This is a genomic window from Pelomonas sp. Root405, assembly GCF_001425165.1.
In the GTDB taxonomy this organism is placed as follows: Bacteria; Pseudomonadota; Gammaproteobacteria; order Burkholderiales; family Burkholderiaceae_C; genus Pelomonas.
The window spans coordinates 44430-64741 of sequence record NZ_LMDU01000006.1 but is presented as its reverse complement, the minus strand read 5'-3'; the positions used below and the strand labels follow the sequence as shown (position 1 = coordinate 64741).

Below are 20312 nucleotides of genomic sequence, written 5' to 3'. Positions count from 1 at the left end.
TCGTCCTTGGGCAACAAGGGCGAGCGCGCAATCCACTTTTTTTCGGCGGCGTACTCCACGGCTTCCTTGAGGATTTCGTTCTCCAAGGTCTTCTTGCCCAGGACGCGCTGCAGCTTGGCGATCTCCGCGCGTGCAGCGGCGAGCTCCGAGGCTGGCACCACCGACTCACCAGCGGACACCGCCACCAGCGCGCCTTCTCTCTCGAGCTTGCGCCACTGGAACAGCAGGCTTGCCGCGACACCTTCCTGGCGCGCCACCAGCGACACCGACATGCCCGGTTCATAGGTGCGCCGAACCAGCGCAGCCTTCTCCTGCACCGACCACCGCCTGCGGCGCTGATCGGTCACGATCTCTACAGACTCCGTCCGCCTAGTCATATTCACAGTCCTACTCCTATCCTCAAAGATAAGCGATGGACCGTGTCCGGTCATTCAGGGGGCTAGCTCATTGCCTCGCTTGCTGGTGCGGTTCTTCGGGAAGGACGCCTGGCCGTTGTGGGCGACTTCCCCAAAGACATTGTCCTTTGGGACTAGGAGCGTAGCTACACAACGAGTGCCGCCGCGCGATCGGTGCACTGCTAGATTTGTCCCTAGGCCACAAGTGACACCGTTGCCGATATCACTCCGTCGTCTTCATCCTCGGTTCCTCGGTCGTCCCAAGCTCAGGAAACCAGATGGGCAAGTCCCACACAGTAACTGGAGAGGACGCGACTTGAACCGTCACCTCTGCAGGGCCGGACGCGCGTGTGAGTTCGGTACCCCATTGGGTCGGTTCGGCCGCCTGACTCCTGAAGGAAAAACGATGCCACGTCTTCCACCGAAAAAACGCCAGCGGCCGACGCTGGCCTACGGTCCCACTGAGCTCTGCCTCACGACCATTCCCACGGCGGATGCCGCGGCACCTTTCGTTCATCACCTTCCAACCCCATGAACACCATCCTCATCACCGGAAGCTCCTCCGGATTCGGTCTCGAAACCGCAAGGCTCTTCCTGAGCCGTGGCTGGCGTGTCGTCGCGACGATGCGCACGCCCCGCGACGATCTCCTACCCGTTTCGGATCGACTGCGGGTGCTGGCAATGGACGTCACCGATCCGCAAAGCATCGAGCAGGCGGTCGATGCTGCAGGCCCCATCGACGCGCTGGTCAACAACGCAGGGATCGGATTGATGGGGGCCTTCGAAGGATCCTCCCTCTCAGCGGTACGCGAGCTCTTCGAGACCAACACGCTCGGTACCATGGCGGTTACCCAAGCTGTGTTGCAGCAGTTCAGGCAGCGCAGGCGTGGGGTGATTGTGAATGTTTCATCGGCGATCACTCTCAAGCCGCTGCCGTTGATCGCGGCTTACACGGCCAGCAAGGCTGCAGTCGAGGCCTTCTCCGAGTCGCTCGCGCTCGAACTCGAGCAGTTCAACGTACGCGTGAGGCTGGTATTGCCAGGGCGTGGTCCTGAGACGCGTTTCAGCGAAAACGCGCGTGCCCGGATGCAAAACACTGCGCACGAGTCGTACGCCGATTTCGCCGCCAACTTCTATGCAAGCAGGGGCGATGTGTCGGCATTCACTCGATCGGCTGACGTTGCGGAGGCTGTGTGGGTCGCCGTGACGGATCCCTCATTCGCGGCCAGCGTGCCCGTCGGCGCCGACGCAGCGGCGTTGGCTGCGGAGACGAACCGACCCGCGCCATGAGCCTCCTCGCTTGCCACCAGGGCACGGTGCCCTCGGCCGGTGACTATGTGTATGCGATGGGTCGTGACAACCATCCAGATGAGGCAGCGAGTTGATGGTGGCAACATGACCGGCTATTCGAACTTTTCGCCCGCAACGAACTCGAGCGCAAGCGTGCGGCTTGCGCTCTTCATCAGCTCCGAGGGGGCGAATCGCTCGGAGCTTCCACTGAGTGCGTGCGGACGCTTACCGGTTGGATCGCCGATTCGCGGATGTTGGGGTGTCCGGATGGCTGGTAATCCCATGCAGGTCCCGAGCGCCGCCGTGTGCGTCAAGCCCTTACTGGGCGGGAAGGCGACGGGGTACGCTAAGAGCCGGCCGATCGACTACGAGGAAGACGGCGATGAATCGTTGGTCTTCAATGTCCGACCACGCAGACAACCTGCCTGCACAATGAACGTCGTCAGACCTGCCTCATGTGCCGGGCACGTTGCACGTCTGTTGTGTCGAAGCCTTGTGTGAAGCGCTCCAACACGCCGTCCAACAATGCTGCTGCTTCGTCTCTCCGGTCCTGGCTCGACCAGCATCGAGCCAGACTCGTAGCTGCGCGAAGCTCCCAAGAGAGCGCTTTTGACGACCGAGCTAGGTCGAGCGCGCGGATGAACCATGGCTCCGCCTCTTGGGCCGCAAAGCCTTGGCGAAGCAGCCGCTCGCCTTGCGCGCGGAGCACCTCTGGCGCACTCCAGGGGCAGTGGCCGGCCTCCGCGCGAACCAAGACCTCCCCGTCAAGCAGTTCGTCGCTCACTGTCGCCAACATTTCGAACTGGTGGGGAACGCGAATGGAGCCGAGCGAGAGCGGCACGATCACGCCTTCCGTGCCATAGACAAGGGCGTCCAAGTAGGTCTGTGCCCATGCGATCCAAAACCCGAGGCGGCGGTCTGTGGCCACTTCCATCAGCGCGTGGGCGCGTTCACGTAGTTCCTCCCAACGCCCGCACCACAGCAGCACTGCGCAATTCCCGAACAAGGCGAAGCACAGAGACAAGGCATGTTGCGTCGATCTCGCTGACTGGACTGCCTGTTCAGCCACCTCAAGCGCCTGAGCAGGAAGGCCCTGAATCCACAATGCTTGCGACAGGAACGAATTGATTACGGAGTGCGGATCGAGTCGAAACTGGCCGAAGTTGTCGGATGGATGGATTCTGCGAATGAGCGCGATGGTGGCCTCGGCTTCGTCTCGTGACGCAGCTTGGTCGCCCATAAAGTGCAGGGACACCTGCATCACGTTTCCTCGTTGAATTTCTGCCGCCGGATCAGTCCCGAGAGGCGTCAAGTCCGCGTGCTGTCGTGCAAATCCGAGTGCGGCGGAATAGTTTCCTGATGAACAGGCATGTGCGCATAGCCCCCATAGCGCCATGCGCTCGAAGTGCACATTCCGCAATCTGCGTGCCAGGTCATAGGCTTGGCCGAATGCTCGCGCAATCTCAGGGCCAGTCCCCTTCGTGTGCCAATAGCAAAGGCCTAGCAGATTCCACAAGCGCATCAAGGCCTCTTCCGGCTGCTCAGCCAGATCCCCGGCTTTCTCAAGCGCTAGTTCGGCCCACTCTCGGTACTCGTCGAGTAAAGATCGCTGAAACCAGACTGAGGCGGTGGCCGACAGCAATCGCATGCTCAGCCGTGGATCACGTAGCGTGGAATAGCTCATCTGTACCGCGAGGTGGATGTCGTCGATCCAACGCGCGTGGCCTGCGTCTCCAACGAATGGGTCAAGCGCCCCCTCCGATTCCCCGCGCTCGAAGACATCGCAAACGTGTAGCGCATGGGTGCGGGACGCCGCTAACAGCTCGCCTGACTCGTTGAGCTTTTCAAGTGCATAGGCGCGTGTCGTTTCGAGCAGGCGATACCGGGCGACGTCGGTACCGGTGTCCACGGTAATCAAGGACTTTCGAACCAGTTCGTCGATTGCATCCAAAGCATCAAGTGAAACTTCATCCTCGCAAACTGCCACGGCGGAGTCGAACGAGAAACTACCGGCAAAGACAGACAGGCGTTTGAGTGCCGCCTGCTGGTCTTGTGATAGCTGCTCGTAACTCCAATCTATCGCCGCACGCAGCGTCTGCTGGCGCGGCAGTGCAGTTCGGCGCCCTTTGGTAAGGAGAGAAAATCGATCCTCCAGCCTGGCCGCGAGGCCCCGAAGCCCTAGCTGCGCGACCCGACCTGCCGCGAGCTCAATCGCCAGCGGAATGCCATCGAGGCGACAGCAGATCTCGGCAACATGTTGCACGTCGTCATCACTCAAGATGAAACCGGAGACGTTCGCGGCGATGCGCTGCGTGAACAGTTGGACCGAAGAGAACGCGTTAGCCTGCTCCGCTGTAAGTCGCTCTGAGGCGGGTGGGAGTTCCAGCGAAGCCAGCCGCATCACCCACTCTCCCGACGCGCGTGTCGGTTCGCGGCTGGTCGCCAGGACGTGCACGCCTGAAGCTGTCGCCAGTACCGCTTCAACCGCCGCGGCGGCAGACTGCACGACATGCTCGCAGTTGTCGAGCACGATCAGCAAGTTTCGGTCAGCTAGTAGATCACCCAACTCGCGCTCATTTGAGACCGACCGCGAGGGGTCGACGGCATGGGCCCACACGTTGGCGACCTGCCGCGCATCGGAAAGCGGCGCGAGATCGACGAACCTCACGCCGTCTCGATAGTTGGCTGCCAACTGCGTAGCCGCGGCGATGGCAACAGTTGTCTTGCCGACTCCTCCAGCTCCCACAACGGTCACCAGCCGATGCTTCGTGGACATGCAGCCCACTTCTTTGATCGCGTCCTCGCGACCGACCACATTGACTAGAAGCGGTGGCAGGTGGCTGCGCGCCTCATCCGGTCTCGCCAAAGTGACGCCCACGCCGTCGGGCGCCATTTGCGTAATGTCGCCGACGAAAGAGTAGCCGCGACCGGGAACGTTGACGATGTAGCGGCGCGCGTCTCCGTCGTCGCGCAAGGCACGACGTAGCGCAGCAATATGGACGCGTAGACTGCCTTCGTCGACAACCACCTTCTTCCACACTCTGACCATCAGTTCGTCTCTACCGACGATCTTGCCCGCGGCCTCAATCAGAACGATCAGGAGGTCCAACGCGCGACCACCAACGCGCACCGGAGCATCCCCCTCGAGCAGCAAGCGCTGCGTCGGCAGTAGTGTGAAAGCTCCGAACTGCCAGGCTTGCGGCTGATTCATTTCCCAAGTTCCTTGTCGTGTATGTCAATGAGCCCACCGCCAGGAGCGCACTGCCGCAGCCCAACACGCAGCGCGTCCAGCCCTTCATGCATCGTTCGAGCACGCAGGTGAGTAAGGAGATAGCCTCGTCGCAGCTGTGCTGGCTTGCCCGGGTTCGGGCCCGCGCGGGGATCTCTTGAACATCCACAAGGGCTGCTTGCGAAGATCAAGCGAGATTGAGCGCTAGCACGACTAACCACTCAGCCTTTTGGGACGACGAGCGCCGGAGCGCACGGGGAAATTCCTGCGCATGCAGCGGCAGCGGCCGCACCTGCGGGAGGACCTGGCATACAGGTCGAGCAAATGACCGTTGGCGGTCGCCATCATTTCGACCTGGCGCGATCCCGCTATGGCACTGCGCTACCTCGTCACAAGCACACCTTTCTGTCCATCGGAATGGGAACCCTCGAAGATCGGCCCTTATGTCCTCTGGAGACAAGCATCCCCGCGCAGATCACCAAGTCTCATTGACACGCCCGTGACCACAGTGGTCGGCTACCACCTGCAGTCTCGCGCGAGCAAAGCGTCCTGACACTGTCTAAAAACGCTGCCGGCTGACCGAAACTGCTGTCGCGGGGCCGTGTGCCACCACCGAGTATTGGCGAGCATGACCCGCATGCGAGATCGTGCTCCCTGCGCATGCACAGTCAGTCACCTGGCCGTTTGTGCTAGAGGCAGCCAATGCTGATCTGGTCTTTAGCTAGGCAACGCGCAGCGACACGGCCGCGTTGGATGTACAGACTTGGCGCATTAAGCTGTCGCATGTCATCGAGGCTTGTCAGATGCGTGCTCGGCAGTTCGACAGTCGCGAGGCCGACGATTTTTTGCATCCGAAGGCTCCATGTAATCGACGGGCACTGGTTGCCATGTCCATCTGGAAGCATCAGTAGGCTCACCAAGCCTGGCAGACGATCGTCGTCACTGACGTTCCAGCCAGTGGCGACTGCGCCTCAGGAATGCCCGGCGACTCGGCGTTGGCGAATCGCGGGCCACCATTTCACCCGATACGGATCTTTCGTGTCAGTCGCGTGCTGCCTGGCCATTGCGTTGTCGATGGCACTCGTCCTCCAAGCCAGCCGGCGAACGTAGCAAAGCGGCTTGATGATGCTGCTTTCGATTGACCAACTACGCGCGCCGGCGCAGGCGGTTCTACGACCAGCTGAGTCTTCCACTGGGCCCGCACGGTGGGGCCACTGCGGCCCTCAAGAGCGAATTAATGGCGGCAGCGAAGAGACTATCGTGACAGTCGGTGCCTAAGCACCTACGATTTATCATGATGGCGTAAAGGCACGTTTGCCCAGGCGTTTCCAGCAGGCGCTCGAAGGTCAGGATAGACGGTCCGACCGCCATGCGGCCGGCGTTGCGCCGGTCAAATTTCGAAAAGTCCGGCCGAAGTGGACGCTGTCTGCAAAACCAGTGTTCTCAGCGATATCGTCCAGTGATTTGTTGGTGTTGATCATCATGTTTTGGGCGCGCTCGATCCTGGCTTGCAGTTGCCACTGGTACGGGGAGAAGCCAGTTGACGCCTTGAAAGCGCGGCTGTAATGAGACTGTGACAGGCCCGCCAGATCGGCCAGCTCGGCCAAGCTCACGCGACACGGCAGCTTCGCATCGAGATAGCTCATGGCATCACTGAGCTGCACAGGGGACAAGCCGCATTTGCTGCTTTTGGTTTCCTCCTGAAGTCCCAGGAGTTTTGACGCGATGGCCACAGTCAGTGAGTCACCGTACAGTTCCGTTGTTGGATCACTGTCATCAATTGCTTCCGTGAGCAGCTTGATGAGCAGCCAAAGCGTCTCGTCAACAAATCGAATCCTGGCAACTCCAGCTGAAAGCGTGCCTCGCTCGACACCAATACGCTGCCTTATTTCATCGACCTCGAAGCTGATAGCCGCGCATCTGACGAAGCGGGTATCGGCAGAATGCCCCCAAAGCTCCAAGTCCGCCGGCGCAAAATACATGTGGCGCGGCCGATAGGCGTTAGGGCATGGCGTGCTCCGCGCCGTCCTGACCTCCCAATGATCGGTACCTACCTCCTCGAGAAGCGCACCCAGACGCGCCCGCTCCAGATTTGCCTCCATCGGGAAGCACACGCGGCCCGTGCATGTGAATTCGTTGAGATCGACGCTAACGCCATTCCAGCTTCGGCTGGACGTTGTCCGCCTGGCGACGTTTTCGGGGAGCGGTTGACTGTGCGACATAGGAGTTGAGCAACTAGGGAAGGCCCACAAGAGTGAGTCGGCCTGAGTAATTCAAGCGGCGAGCTGATCCGACGCGTGTGATCGCCGCAAAGGCGTGACCGATGTGAGTCGACCGGATGAGATAGCGGCCGGTCGTAAGGGCGACTGAGGCCCAAGCAAGCCTTGTTGAGCCGCCATGACGATCGCCTGGGTGCGGCTACGGGCCCCGAGCTTGTCCAGTACCGCCCTGGCGTGCGCCTTGACCGTCCCTAGGGCGATGTTCAGTTCCAACGCGACGGACTTGTTCGATAAGCCGCTTGCGATAAGGCGCAAGATCTCGCTCTCACGCATGGTCAATGGCGTACGTGTCAAGCTCTTCGCGACGAGCGCTGCGGCGACTTCGCAGAGGTAGGGTGACCCTCGGCCTACCACGCGCACCGCATCCACGAGTTCGTTCAGGCCGCAGTTGCAGAGTAGATAGCCGCCGATGCCCGCCTGCAACGCACTGCGCACATCGACCTCACTGTGACGCCAGGTGATGACGACCACGCCGACAGCCCGCTTCGTCGCTGACGACCGAAACCTCTGGTATTCCGCCCAGGCTATGCCACTCTCGTAGTCGCCGATCACAACGTCGGCTTCCGGGAACGACGAACCGTCAGACGCCGTGACGACCTCGATTCCCGGCGCCGAGCTAAGGGCGGCGTTGATCCCAGCCGCGAGCAAGGGGTCGTTGTGGCGCGCGAGCGCACGAAGGGGTTGGAAGAGTGTCGTCATGGCTGCGTTTCGAGTCGCTTGTCTGGTGCAAAAAATTTAGGCGACTTCGCCGCACATGGGTGGCAAGGCCTGTTAATCGCTGTTAAGGTTCATCGACCCGGCGCACCATCCGTGCGCTGCCACGCCGATGTGGCAAGTCAGTGGAACTAGTCGGAGTGTTGGAAGCCCGGCGCGCCGCTCCCGGCGTCGGCCCTCGCGCTCGGCCTGCGTACAGATGTCGTGCGGACGTGGCTCGCATGAGGCGACCTCAAGCGCATGCGTGCCACGGCTGGCGAGCCCGCGGCACTGACCTTGTCGCTGGTCGTGCCTGTGGCACCGCAACGTTCACCCGCGGTCGTCGCGCGCTCCCAGCCCGACATATTTGAGCCGGCCCAGCGCCGTGGCGCTTCTGATTGTGCGAAGGTGTACACAGCCATGCGGAGCGCGGCGCAGGCGTCCAGTTCTTCCCCCAGACGTGAGCGCGCGCAGTACCGTCAAACGCAACGTGCTGCAGGCTCGGGCCGAGGAGCCGGGCCCATTAGGGATGGCTGACTATTCCTGCATCTAGAAGTCCGAGGCAGGGCTGGGTGTGGCGGGGTGTTGGAACTGTGCCGGCGTCGCGCGGCGGCTGGTCCATGCATGCGGCCTGACTCTCCCCAGGGCGGCAAAGCATCACCTGGATGCATGTGCGGAACGACCGCGGTGGGACAACCGCGCCATGAAGTGCTTGCCCATCGGCCTAAGAAGCGATAGCACGGCGCGAATGATCGACGGCGATTAAGAGCCAGCCAGGTCAGACGCGCTCCACATCGACCAAATGGCCAACCCGAGGGACCGCCACTAGACGCTTGGTCAATTTTGGCCGGTCAGGTTCGGCCGAGCCCGGGAAGCCTCGATCGGTCAGTCAAAACGCGAGCTGCCCCCGGCGCTATTCCAGGACTCAGTAAGCATGTCTTGATTTCGTCGAATGGCAGGCAAGTGTGCGGGCGGCAGCCTACCTGCCTCCGAACTTGCCGCGGCCTTCGTAATCCCTTCCCCCGCGTAGCGACAGAGGAGGCTTCGACGTGTGTCTTTGGAGGCGCTTTTCCCGCAGGACATCGGAGGATGCCGGCCTAGTTCCAGCGACGCCAACGGAGCGACTAGTTCGGGTTGATCCATCCTGTGGGCTTCGTTCGACATGACTACGAACGCGGTCATGCAGGAAAGCAAGAGAACTGCTGGATAGCACATCCTCCAATTCACCGAAGAAGCAGCCCCAGTCTGTCGATGATTCGCGCGGAGGGTTGTCATAACTGCTGCTCCTCAGGTCGATAGTTGGACACAGCGAATCGCGGGACGGCGCCTCTCCGCCTATCGCTTAGCGAACGTCAGAAGGTCCTTGATGAGATGGTCGTAGTGCGTATCGGTGATCCCGTTTGGTCAGCTGGCGTACTCATCGATCGGAGCCCCGGGTACCGAATTCACCACGGCGAGACCCGTCGTTTCGGTGGGAACAATTTGGTCGGCGGTGCTAGATCGCCAGCTCGTAGGGGTAAATCAGGCGACCGGAAACGAGTTCAACAGGCGACACGACCACCTGCCTCGAGGCGTCCAAGAACTGCGTGGCGTCGTGGCCCACGATCTCTTGAAACTGCACCTGAACGACGCGGGGCTCAACCCATTCGCCGTGGTTGCCAAACATCACATCGCCCATGACGGTTTGAAACCTTGCTTCTCGGGCGTATGCGGAAAGGTCAGCGTCGTTCAAGGAACCCGTAGCCTCAATCGCCTGAGCGATGACCTGCATCTGCGCATATGCCAACGGAGCCATGTAATGGCCAAGTGGATCGACGCCAGCATCGACTGCACGCGTGCGGTACCTCGCCAACAACTCTTGAACACCATTGAACTTCAGCGCTGGAACGGGCACCCAGTACTCGTAGTTCACAAACCCATTGAGGAGCGGACCAAGCTCCGCCTTCACCATGGCATTCTGAGGGCCAATCATCGAGGCGCCGACCATCTTGGGTCGGAAGGTATGCGCCCGGATGGCCCGAACCAGGCCGATGGAGTCGTCAAGGTATGAGCACAAGAAGAGCAGATCACATTGACTCTGCGCCACCGCCTCGATGAGCGGCTCAAAATCCGTCGTGGTCAGGGGGTAAGTGGCTTCGTGCACCACGCGATAGCCATGCTTCAGGGCGTTCGCCTTGGCGCCGCGTATCGGGTTTCGTGCGAATTCCGCATCGGCCGATATCAAGCCAACGGTGGTGGGGCGCGGGTTCTGAACGGCGCCAAGTTCGAAGAAGCCCTCTGTCAACGCGGCATTGGGGTCAGGACCGGTGGGGACCATCGCGAAGTAGTTTGGGTAGTTCAACTCGTTGTTGACACCCAACCCCATCAGCCCGACGAAGAAGCGTTGCCGCTCCATGATCAAGGGCATTGCGGGAAGAATCGTGTTCGTGCCGTAACCGCCGAACACGAGGTCGACTTCGTCTTCATCAAGCAGCTTCCGATACAGAGCGGGCACCTTGACCGCGTCTGAACCATCGTCATAGCAGACGATCTCGACCGGGCGGCCGAGTAGGCCGCCCCGCTTGTTGATGTCGTCGGTCCAAATTTCATGTGCGAGCCGAGCCGCCTGCCCATTGCCGCCTACAGGGCCACTCAAAGACAAGCAGTAGCCCAAACGAATCGGTGATGCGGAAGACGAGTGGTTCGCAAGCATGATCGCTCCTTTACTTCGCCGCTTTGGCGGCGCGGGCGGCCGACTCGAGCAGTTGCACTTCCCAGGCATAAGCAATAGCGCTGCCGCCCCCGTGGTCACGAATCACTTCCGTGAGCGGACCCGCGGTCTCAACTCGAGCCCAGTCGCGTTGCCATTCGGCGCACACTGCCAGCCAGGTCATGGGCACCGCACCAGCTTGCACCAATCGGCGCACGGCCATGTCGTGGGCTTCGGCCGACACACCACCGGAGGCATCGGTGACGATGAAGACGTCATAGCCTTCTTCAAGTGCCTGAATCGTCGGCATGGCCAGGCAGACCTCGGTCCAGAGCGCTGCGAGGATCAGCTGCTTACGACCGCTTTTCTTGACGATGTCGGTGACCTTCGGGTCTTGCCAGGTGTTGATGAAGGTGCGGTCGATGGGCTTCTGGTCAGGGAAGACGTCCTGCAGGCCCTTGATCAGGTAGCCGCCACGTTCCTCGACCACCGTGGTCAGGATGGTCGGAACGTTGAAGACTTTTGCGCCCTTTGCGAGGCCGATGACGTTGTTGACGATCATCGTGGGCTCGTGGCTGTGAAGGTTGGCGAATTGGTACGGCTGATGGTCGATCAGGACGACGATGCTGTCTTCGGGACGCAGCAGTGCGGGAAGGCCGACTTTGGGCATAGAAACTCCTTGAGGAAACTGGCGCTTAGGCGCCGTTGGGGGGCATGAGAAAAACGAACAGCGAATGGATCACGCCGTTCCTGAAGTGCGCGACATCCATGCCGGTCACGGCGAAGGCACCGTCCCGTGGACCAGAGCCCCATGTCAGCACGCCAATGTCGTGGTGACCCTGAGCCGGTGCTAAGGCGCGGAATGCGTAACCCGGAGGCAAACTGGCTAGCAGAGCGGAGACAGCATCATTGATCGCTAAATGACCGATGGCCGAATGCTCAGGCTCATTAAGGACGGCATCTGGTGCATACAGGCGCTGGATGGCGAGGAGCCGTTTACCCGCGTCGTGCTCCCCGAAGACCTGAACAAGATTGGCGCGCATCTGTCCGTCATAGTCGAATGGCGCCTCTGTTTTGGGCTTGCTAGACAAGTTCATCTCCAGTGAGAACAGGGGTACTGACAGTCCGAGAGCTCAATTGCTACTTGGTCGTCATATCGTTGCGGTGATGTTGCCGACGCAGCCTGCGCGAGTCACTGTTTGATCCTGCGCGTGGTAGTACGAATCGCTCATCGAACTTCGCGCTTGCCAGGAAAGCGTCCTGGCGGCCGCCGCGTCCCAGAGAAACAATTGCCCGCTGACGACATAGCACGAGCATGCGAGGTAGTGGTCACGCCGCCGTTCCACGACGCAACTCCCTGCTCGCAGGCTCATCTCCGGAACACTGGCGCAACAATGCTCGCCTCGCTACGAAGGCGTTCGACACGTTGCCGCGCCTCCTCGCATGCAGCCCAATGCCCGAGATTGAGCCTTTCAATCTGAAACTACGAGCTGCTCACGATCGGCCGCGAGAGCGCCGCCTCACTTGCCTCCCGGCACATGCGGAACTCGTGCATCGCAAGTCTTCCCGCTCATCGCATTCCTGGTCGGTCCACCGCGCTTTCAGACAGTGCGCCCAGAAAGTCTTCTCGCGAAACTCTGATTGCACGCGACAAGCGCATCTCGACCGCGCTGAGAACCGTCGCCGACGTAGTGACGGCACCAGCAGCATCGATAGATGTCACTAGGCGGCAACCAACTTCAGATCTGCAAATCCGCAAAGGGAAACATGACGACTACTGGCAAATGCCCCTTCCACCATGCCGCTGGCGGTGGTGCCACGAACCGTGATTGGTGGCCCAATCAGCTCCGGGTAGACCTCCTCAATCAACATTCATCCCGGTCCGATCCGCTCGGCCCATCGTTCAACTACGCAGAAGCATTCAGGACGCTCGACTACAGAGCGCTGAAGGCTGATCTGGTGAAGCTGATGACCGACAGCCAGGATTGGTGGCCTGCTGACTTTGGTCACTACGGACCTCAGATGATCCGCATGGCATGGCACTCGGCGGGAACCTATCGAACAGTCGACGGTCGCGGAGGTGGTGGCCGTGGCCAGCAACGTTTCGCGCCGTTGAATTCGTGGCCGGACAACGTCAACATCGACAAGAGCCGCCGATTGCTCTGGCCCATCAAGCAGAAGTACGGGCAGAAGATTTCGTGGGCCGACTTGATCATTCTGGCCGGCAACGTAGCGCTTGAGTCAATGGGCTTTCGTACTTTCGGCTTCTCCGCTGGGCGTGAGGACGTCTGGGAACCTGACCAGGACGTAGGCTGGGGCGCAGAAACTCACTGGATGGGTGACGACAAGCGGTTCACAGGGGATCGGCAGCTAATCAACAGTCTGGGCTCAACTCACATGGGCTTGGTGTACGTCAACCCGGAAGGCCCCAACGCCAGCGGCGACTACATGGCGGCGGCGAAGGACATTAGGGCCACGTTCAGTCGCATGGCGATGAACGACGAAGAAACAGTGGCACTCATTGCCGGCGGCCACACGTTCGGAAAAACGCATGGCGCGGGTCCAGAGTCTCACAAAGGCGCGGAACCCGAGGGCGCGGCCCTCGAAGCGCAGGGCCTGGGGTGGATCAGTGGCTTTGGCGGCGGGCACGGCAAGGACACTATCTCCAGCGGCCTGGAGGTCACGTGGACCAAGACTCCCACGCTGTGGAGCAACGGCTTCTTCGAAAACTTGTTCAAGTACGAGTGGGAGCTGACCACATCGCCTGCCGGTGCCAAGCAATGGGTGGCCAAGGAAGGTCCATTGGTCGTACCAGATGCGCACATGCCCGGCAAGTTCCACAAGCCGACCATGCTGACCACGGACTTGACCCTGCGATTCGATCCTGAGTTCGCCAAGATCTCGCGCCGGTTTCAAGAGGATCCCCAATCGTTCGCAGAGGCGTTCTCTCGTGCTTGGTTCAAGTTGACCCACCGCGACATGGGCCCCAAGGCCCGCTACTTGGGGCCCGAAGTTCCCAACGAGGACCTCATCTGGCAAGACCCGCTGCCAGCGCCCTCCCACAATCCCAGCGAGAGCGACATCAAGGATCTGAAGGCCAGGATTGCCGAGTCCAACCTCTCCGTCGGAGAGCTTGTTTCGGTGGCGTGGGCCTCTGCGTCCACATTCCGCGGGGGCGACAAGCGAGGCGGTGCGAACGGCGCACGGCTCGTCTTGGCGCCACAGAAAGACTGGGCGGTCAATCAACGGGCCTTGAAGGCCATCCCGCAACTTGTTGAGATTCAGCAAGCCTCCGGCAAAGCGTCTCTGGCCGATGTGATCGTGCTGGCCGGTGCTGTCGGCATCGAGAAGGCGGCCGCATCCGCCGGCATGGCCCTTGACGTGCCGTTCACCGCAGGGCGCGTTGATGCGCGACAGGATCAGACCGATGTTGAATCCTTCGCTTCGATGGAGCCCGTTGCTGACGGTTTCCGCAACTTCCGGTCGGCGGCTCCAGGTGCGCCCACCGAAGCCCTTCTGATCGACCGCGCCCAACTGCTGACGCTCACCGCACCCGAGCTCACCGTCTTGCTCGGTGGTCTCCGCGTCCTTGACGCGAACTTTGATGGCAGCAAACTCGGTCAGCTCACCGACAAAGTCGAAACGCTGAGCAACGACTTCTTCATCAACCTGCTAGACATGCAAACCACGTGGAAGCCGGTGAATGATGAGGCAGAGATTTTTGAAGGTCGTGATCGCCACAGTGGCGCTCTGAAGTACTTGGCTTCGCGCAGTGACCTCGTGTTTGGATCAAACTCAATTCTTCGAGCCTATGCCGAGGTCTACGCAAGCGCTGATGGGGTAACGAGATTTGTGCAGGATTTCGTAGCTGCCTGGGTGAAGGTCATGGAGCTCGGGCGTTACTGAGACGCGAGCGTTGCGAGCGCTGCTGGCAGGACTGCATCGGGCTTGTATTGCCGCTTCTGGCTCCAGCGGCTGCCCGTGAGCCAATTCCGCAAGCCAATGCCTACAAAGACGTCAAACGCAAGATGGCCGACAGCGTCCCGCCGTAGGCCCGTCCTTCACCGACTATTCGAGCCGATCAGTTCGCCAGGCGGCAGGGGTCGCACCAACCAGCTTGCGGAACGTTCGGCCGAAATGCACCGCGTCGGCAAATCCTGTGGCCTCAGCAACATCGTCCAGTGAAAGTCGAGTTTCAAGAAGCAGCACTTTGGCTCTCTCGATTCGCGCCTGCAATTGCCATTGATACGGGGCCAGCCCAGTCGAGGCTTTGAACGCTCGGGTGTAGTGCGACTGAGACAAACCGGCGAGTTCTGCCAAAGTTGCGAGATCTACTCTAGTCGGCATCCGCGCATCAAGAAAGCTGATCGCGTCTCGCAGTTGTAAGGTGGATAGCCCTGCCACAGATTTGGGGCGGGCTTTAGCTTCGCTAAAGAGTCGAACCGCTAACGCGGCAGTAAGGGAGTCGCCGTACAGCTGCGTGGATGGATCCGGATCCTGCACCGCGTCCGACAGCAAACGCGCAAGCGTCCAGATGCGGTCGTCCGTGAACCTTAGTTTTGGAGCAACCTCAACCGCGCCGTCTATCTCCAACCTTTCGGCAAGGGCTCCGAGGTCAAAACTAAGGTTGACGTCTTTGACGAAGCGCGCTTCTTCCGTGTATCCCCAGAGCTCAAGGCCTGCTGGTGCGAAGTGCATATGGCGAGGCCTGTAATCGACGGGGCAAGGCTTGTCTGCGGCGAGCCTAGGCTCACAACGGCCACGCCCCACCTCCTCAAGGATCACTCCAAGTCGCGTCTCGCTCTCGCGACGCATCCTATGCACCACCCGCCCAGCACAAGTGAACTCGGCAATCTCAACGTGAACGCCGTTCCAGCTGCGCTCAGCGGTCTCCAGCGTCAACAAATTCTCTGGAAGTTCTTGCGGCGTTGACATCGGGGGCGAGTAGTTAGCGGCGAACTAGGCGTTGGCGAATCAGCGTTTCTCCGCAGCACTCGACGATTGCTCGTGAGCGCTATGGCGAGCCACGTGACTGGCTCGCGTTCGAACGGCCTGTTTTGTTGGTCAATCGACCAACGCCATGGTCAGCTGCGTTTGAACGCACAGACAGTTGGCGAGGGGCACGCATCGCTAGCTTACGGGGCGAACAGGCCTATGTGTGGGCCGACCAACCCCTCTGGGTTACACGAGGAAACCGCCTAAAAGCATCGGTATTTGTACCATGATCGCTAGCGGCGCTGTGAATCCCAGGTCATCAATGGGTGCATTCAGCACTACATCCCTGATTTTCGAGCGTGAGGTCCGCGCGTCGAAACACTGACGGGCTCTGCAGGTTTCCGTCGTCGGCCCTCACCGCGATGAACTTCCGATGCAACGCCGTGCCTGCGTCCCATAGTGCAAGCAAGCGATTCGCTCGCGATTGCGCTAGCGCCATCCCGCAAGAGCGCAGCAAACAGGACCATACCTACGTACGTCGACCATCAACAGGCGCCCAAATCTTTCGGCAAACTGATGGTGTGCGTCCAGCGTGCCCTCCCAGGCCATCGAGGACCTAGGCCGAACGGGCCATCTGCTCAATCAGATCGAGCGCAGTGATGCCAGGGTGGGGAGCGCGCCCGCGGCAGTAGCACCATTAGCTTGAAGTCCGTCGGCTTGTGATCGCCATGAGCCGGGTAAGCCCAGGTCCTGCTGAGCGGCGCGGGCCCTGCCGCGGGTTGCTGCCCTTTGATGAGGCGAGCGCTGTCGCCTGGCTGGCGCTGTATCCAGATCGCCAACACGCCGCGCCATCCCGGCACGTCTTTTTGGCGAACTTGACGCACTGTCGCTGTCATTCGACGCGTGGCTGCGCCTGCACAAAGCTTAGGGCTGCTTTGCTTCTACCCGAGCGAGCGCTGATCTTGTCAATTCTGTAAAGCTGCTGGCACCCGAGGACAAGATGTCGCGCGCGCCTGTGCTGGCGTTGATGGCGCAGGAGCTGGAATTGTTCAACTCTCATAGATCGGCCATCTCGCCGAGTCGCGGCCTAGTCCCAACGGAATAGGACCACCTCTCCCTTCTATGCGCTGTGCATCTTAGTTCCGCTACCTATTCTGAGGTTATGGATCTCTGCGATCGGAGTCGAAGAGAAAGGACGAAGTTGGATCAGCTGAAGCAAGTTAATGGAGCAATGTCGTTGACAACACAAAAGCTCATCCAGGCCGTATTGCACCGCGCGCCAAGCGAAGCAAGTAGCAGGTTCAGCAAGGCCACATCGGCAGTTGCACCGCGCTGTGGCGGCATACGACAGAGCCAGGCGCGATGCGCTTGCCGAACCTGCCGCCCAGGCCGTTGATAGCGGACACGCACAAAGACAAGCCCAACGCCGACCTGCTGCCGTCATCAATGGCATCGGCGCCTGACATCACTAACCCAGGAGTGCTCACCATGTTCCCGTACAAGCTCATCGTTCCCTTCCTCGGCGCCACGGCGATGGCGACCGCTGTCGCTCAAGGGGGCGGCTCTGGCTCGCCAGCCGACACCACCACTGTTGTCCTCGTGCACGGCGCCTTCGCTGACAGCACGAGCTGGAACGGCGTGGTGCCGCAACTGCAAGCCCGTGGCCTGCGGGTCGTTAGCGTCGCCAATCCGCTGCGCACGTTGCGCGGTGATGCCGACTACCTCGGCCAGCTCGTGGACAGCGTGCCTGGTCGTGTGGTGCTGGTCGGCCACTCATACGGCGGCGCCGTCATCACGAATGCAGCTACGGGCCGCAAGAACGTCAAGGCGTTGGTCTACGTGGCGGCATTCGTCCCCGACAGCGGCGAGACGGCACTGGAGTTGGCTGGGAAGTTCCCCGGCGGCACCTTGGGGGAGGCGCTGGACAAGCCTGTGATGCTTGGCGACCGCGACAAAGACCTCTACATCCAGCAAGCCAAGTTCCACCAGCAGTTCGCAGCCGACGTTCCCAAAGCTTCCGCGGCGTTGATGGCGGCATCGCAGCGCCCCATCGCGGAGGCCGCACTCACGCAGGCCTCCGGCGCACCGGCGTGGAAGACCGTTCCGTCTTGGTCGATCTACGGCACAGCGGACAAAAACATCCCGCCGGCCGCGATGCGGTTCATGTCGGAGCGTGCCGGCGCGCGCAAGGTGGTGGTGGTCAAGGGCGCCTCACACGTCGTCATGGTCTCGCACCCCGAGAAGGTGGCTGAGCTCATTGCCGAGGCGGCGCAATAAGGGGTAGCCGCTTTACCGATGCCATCGGCACTGAGTTTTCCCGCCGGTCGATCCGATTCCCGCTTCAAAGGAGTGTTCCATGACTGCACGCGATGTTGTTTTTCCCGACGCCCGCCAAGAGCTGTACGACAAGAACCGCTACTCACCGGCTATCCGCGCCAATGGCCTGCTGTTCGTTTCCGGGCAGGTCGGCAGCCGCGAGGACGGCTCGAAGGAGCCGACGCTGGAAGGACAGGTTCGCCGCGCGTTCGGCAACCTCAACGCCATCCTCGCGGCCGCTGGCTGCACTTTCGACGATGTGATCGACGTGACCGTCTTCCTCGTCAACCCGGAGCAGATCTTCGAGAAGGTGTGGTCCATCGTCGTTGGTGAGTATTGGGGGGAGGCGCCGCATCCCACGCTCACCGGCATCGGCGTGACCTGGCTGTACGGCTTCGATTTCGAGATCAAGGTCGTCGCGAAGTTGCCAGAGGGGCCGCGGCGGGCAAGCCGATGACACGCCCATCGCTACGCAGCTAACCGCAGGAGCGTCGGCCCCCGCAGCACGCGCTCGCCTAGTTGGGGCGGAGCACGTTTCATCACAAGGTACAGGAGCTGAAGACATGACATCGATCTGTTCAGTAGCGGCAGTGGGCTTAGCCGCGGCAATGCTTTCCGCAGGAGTGAACGCTGCCGACCTGCAAGTGCGGCACCGCATCGAGCAAGTGGGCGACGTGAAGGTGTTCTACCGAGAGGCGGGCGATGCGAAAGCGCCTAAGGTGCTGCTGCTCCACGGGTATGCGGCCTCATCGTTCATGTATCGCACCCTCATCCCGAAGCTGGCCGACAAGTACCACGTCATCGCCCCAGACCTGCCAGGCTTCGGCTTCACCGAAGCTCCCCCTCGCGGTCAGTATGCATATACCTTCGAAGAACTCGCGAAAACGATGACACGTTTCACCCAGCAGTTGAAGCTGGACCGCTATGCGATGCAGGTCTTCGACTACGGCGCCCCGGTCGGCTGGCGAATGGCCGTGGCAAACCCTGGTCGCGTTGCGGCCATCATCTCGCAGAACGGCAACGCATATGAAGAAGGGCTTGGCAAGGGGTGGGCACCAATCCAGGAGTACTGGAAGGATCCGAGCAAGGCGAACCGCGCCGCGCTACACGAGTTCCCGACGCCGGCCTCCATAAAGTGGCAGTACCTCGAGGGCGTTCCCGATACCGCTCTGGTCGCGCCCGAAGCGATCGCGTTGGAAAGCATGCTGGTGTCTCGCCCAGGCAATGCGGATATCCAACTCGACCTGTTGCTGGACTACGCGACCAACGTCGCGCAATACTCGAAGTACCAAGCCTACTTCCGCCAGCATCAGCCGCCGCTGCTCGCGGTCTGGGGAAAAAACGATCCATTCTTCACGCCCGCCGGCGCGCTAGCGTGGAAGCGGGACATCCCCAGCGCGGACGTGCGCTTCTATGACACCGGCCATTTGGCATTGGAGACACACGGTGTCGAGATTGGCGACGCAATTCGCCAATTCTTGGACAAGCATCTCAAGTGAACTGACCCCAGAGAGGTGAACTTCAGGAAAACCATGGGCGCTTAGGTGACGGACACGCTAGAGCGAAGGGTGGCTTCAGGCTGACAGCGGAAGTTCACAAAGGGCGGCTTCGCGGCTTCTCAGTGCTGGTTCGAGTCCAACGGACTGCGAATCGCGCCGCCGCCCTTCCGCCACATTTGGGCGTCGATCATGGTCGTCGCCACATCGGCCTGGCTTGAGGTGGCTTTTTTTATTGCGGCTTGCTTTTCAGCTGCTGAGTTGCAGCCATCATCCCCGTTGCTCGGGCACAGTCGGCTAGGCTCTTGATTTCCTTGCCGTTGTCCCTTGCGACATTCGGAGCCTTCTTCAAAAGCTCATGTCTCAGGCGGTCCGACTGCAGCCCTAGGGCTTCGTTCTCTGCTGAGAACTGCTCATAGCTTCGCTTCTTTCTCAGGAAGTCGGCAGTGTTCTCGCTGAAGCCAAGAATCACGAGTTGAACCCGAGGCGACCTGTAGGACTGTTGCCCCAGCACATAGCCTCCAACACTCCAAGAAATGTAGGACCATTTTTGGTCCTGAGGGGAAACATTGGGCTTTTCTTGATACTCAATGAACCACTTCAAGAGTCGGTTGTTTGCTTCAAGAAGGGCTAGCTCATGCTGCTCAAGCGGAAGCCCTGCAAACGCTTCGAGCTCTTTCTTGCAGTGCTCTTTAGGGTCAGCAGCCGCAGCCGCTCCCATGACAGTAGCAAGCAATCCTAGAAGAATCGTCTTCTTCCCCACCTCAGTCAGTCCCCTTGACGAATGGGCATTGGTCCCTGCCCATAATATTATTGGACGAGTACCACAGAACACTTGTCTTGATGCTGCGACCGGTGAAGTACCTGCACACCAAGGTTGATTGCTGGGACTTGCCTAAGTCCCCATGCTCTTCAACGATGTACGAGTCGCCAGGATTTACCTTCGTCTCCCAAATCAACACCCTCTTGTCGGAGGCTAGAAGGGCGACA

At 60.6% G+C, this 20312-nt stretch carries 13 protein-coding genes and 1 pseudogene; 5 read left to right on the top strand and 9 right to left on the bottom strand.

The window, feature by feature from the left end; all coding sequences use genetic code 11:
- Window positions 1-377, bottom strand: a pseudogene (locus ASC81_RS09130) (transposase); the annotation flags it as partial.
- Between the two features lie 549 nt (window positions 378-926).
- Here ASC81_RS09130 and ASC81_RS09125 point away from each other — a divergent pair.
- Window positions 927-1685 (top strand): SDR family oxidoreductase, encoded by a 759-nt coding sequence (locus ASC81_RS09125; protein WP_056265595.1) that lies wholly within the window; start codon window positions 927-929, stop codon window positions 1683-1685.
- A gap of 442 nt (window positions 1686-2127) precedes the next feature.
- On the opposite strand, the gene ASC81_RS09120 is transcribed toward ASC81_RS09125, so the two are convergent.
- The 6 genes from ASC81_RS09120 to ASC81_RS26525 all read right to left on the bottom strand — a co-directional run bounded on the left by ASC81_RS09120 (window position 2128) and on the right by ASC81_RS26525 (window position 11666).
- A complete protein-coding gene (locus ASC81_RS09120; RefSeq protein ID WP_056265593.1) occupies window positions 2128-4896 on the bottom strand; it encodes a winged helix-turn-helix domain-containing protein in 2769 nt (922 codons plus the stop codon).
- Window positions 4897-6260: 1364 nt separating this feature from the next.
- A complete protein-coding gene (locus ASC81_RS09115; RefSeq protein WP_200946760.1) occupies window positions 6261-6896 on the bottom strand; it encodes a helix-turn-helix domain-containing protein in 636 nt (211 codons plus the stop codon).
- Window positions 6897-7187: 291 nt separating this feature from the next.
- Window positions 7188-7892 carry a response regulator transcription factor gene (locus ASC81_RS09110; protein ID WP_056265587.1) on the bottom strand — a complete coding sequence of 235 codons (705 nt, stop codon included), beginning with the start codon at window positions 7890-7892 and terminating at the stop codon, window positions 7188-7190.
- A 1489-nt stretch (window positions 7893-9381) separates the two neighbouring features.
- Window positions 9382-10578 (bottom strand): amino acid ABC transporter substrate-binding protein, encoded by a 1197-nt coding sequence (locus ASC81_RS09105; protein ID WP_056265584.1) that lies wholly within the window; start codon window positions 10576-10578, stop codon window positions 9382-9384.
- Window positions 10579-10588: 10 nt separating this feature from the next.
- Window positions 10589-11245, bottom strand: coding sequence for a hydrolase (locus ASC81_RS09100; protein WP_056265580.1), 657 nt, complete (start codon window positions 11243-11245; stop codon window positions 10589-10591).
- Window positions 11246-11270: 25 nt separating this feature from the next.
- Window positions 11271-11666, bottom strand: coding sequence for a nuclear transport factor 2 family protein (locus ASC81_RS26525; RefSeq protein ID WP_200946757.1), 396 nt, complete (start codon window positions 11664-11666; stop codon window positions 11271-11273).
- A 676-nt stretch (window positions 11667-12342) separates the two neighbouring features.
- On the opposite strand from ASC81_RS26525, the gene katG reads away from it, so the two are divergent.
- Window positions 12343-14481, top strand: a complete 2139-nt coding sequence (katG, locus tag ASC81_RS09095) for a catalase/peroxidase HPI (RefSeq protein ID WP_056265578.1) — start codon at window positions 12343-12345, stop codon at window positions 14479-14481.
- Window positions 14482-14643: 162 nt separating this feature from the next.
- Here katG and ASC81_RS26520 read toward each other — a convergent pair whose 3' ends face one another.
- Entirely contained in the window at window positions 14644-15510 is an 867-nt protein-coding gene (locus ASC81_RS26520; protein ID WP_082536391.1) for an AraC family transcriptional regulator, read from the bottom strand.
- A 1368-nt stretch (window positions 15511-16878) separates the two neighbouring features.
- Between ASC81_RS26520 and ASC81_RS09090 the strand changes: the two genes are divergently transcribed.
- The 3 genes from ASC81_RS09090 (at window position 16879) to ASC81_RS09080 (ending at window position 19325) form a co-directional block, all read left to right on the top strand.
- Window positions 16879-17787 (top strand): alpha/beta fold hydrolase, encoded by a 909-nt coding sequence (locus ASC81_RS09090; protein ID WP_235533611.1) that lies wholly within the window; start codon window positions 16879-16881, stop codon window positions 17785-17787.
- A gap of 79 nt (window positions 17788-17866) precedes the next feature.
- On the top strand, window positions 17867-18283 hold the full coding sequence (locus ASC81_RS09085) for a RidA family protein (RefSeq protein ID WP_056265572.1): 417 nt from the start codon (window positions 17867-17869) through the stop codon (window positions 18281-18283).
- Between the two features lie 151 nt (window positions 18284-18434).
- Window positions 18435-19325, top strand: a complete 891-nt coding sequence (locus ASC81_RS09080) for an alpha/beta fold hydrolase (protein ID WP_235533612.1) — start codon at window positions 18435-18437, stop codon at window positions 19323-19325.
- A gap of 229 nt (window positions 19326-19554) precedes the next feature.
- Here ASC81_RS09080 and ASC81_RS26960 read toward each other — a convergent pair whose 3' ends face one another.
- The gene (locus ASC81_RS26960; RefSeq protein WP_156391948.1) at window positions 19555-20085 is read right to left on the bottom strand and encodes a hypothetical protein; all 531 of its coding nucleotides are present in this window, start codon (window positions 20083-20085) and stop codon (window positions 19555-19557) included.
- Window positions 20086-20312 lie beyond the last annotated feature (227 nt).

Bases quoted from the DNA above. Each gene is read 5' to 3' on its own strand.
- ASC81_RS09110 (WP_056265587.1), bottom strand. From the start codon at position 7,892: ATGACGACACTCTTCCAACCCCTTCGTGCGCTCGCGCGCCACAACGAC.
- ASC81_RS09080 (WP_235533612.1), top strand. From the start codon at position 18,435: ATGCTTTCCGCAGGAGTGAACGCTGCCGACCTGCAAGTGCGGCACCGC.
- katG (WP_056265578.1), top strand. From the start codon at position 12,343: ATGACGACTACTGGCAAATGCCCCTTCCACCATGCCGCTGGCGGTGGT.
- ASC81_RS09120 (WP_056265593.1), bottom strand. From the start codon at position 4,896: ATGAATCAGCCGCAAGCCTGGCAGTTCGGAGCTTTCACACTACTGCCG.
- ASC81_RS09085 (WP_056265572.1), top strand. From the start codon at position 17,867: ATGACTGCACGCGATGTTGTTTTTCCCGACGCCCGCCAAGAGCTGTAC.
- ASC81_RS26520 (WP_082536391.1), bottom strand. From the start codon at position 15,510: ATGTCAACGCCGCAAGAACTTCCAGAGAATTTGTTGACGCTGGAGACC.
- ASC81_RS09105 (WP_056265584.1), bottom strand. From the start codon at position 10,578: ATGCTTGCGAACCACTCGTCTTCCGCATCACCGATTCGTTTGGGCTAC.
- ASC81_RS09125 (WP_056265595.1), top strand. From the start codon at position 927: ATGAACACCATCCTCATCACCGGAAGCTCCTCCGGATTCGGTCTCGAA.
- ASC81_RS09115 (WP_200946760.1), bottom strand. From the start codon at position 6,896: ATGTATTTTGCGCCGGCGGACTTGGAGCTTTGGGGGCATTCTGCCGAT.
- ASC81_RS09100 (WP_056265580.1), bottom strand. From the start codon at position 11,245: ATGCCCAAAGTCGGCCTTCCCGCACTGCTGCGTCCCGAAGACAGCATC.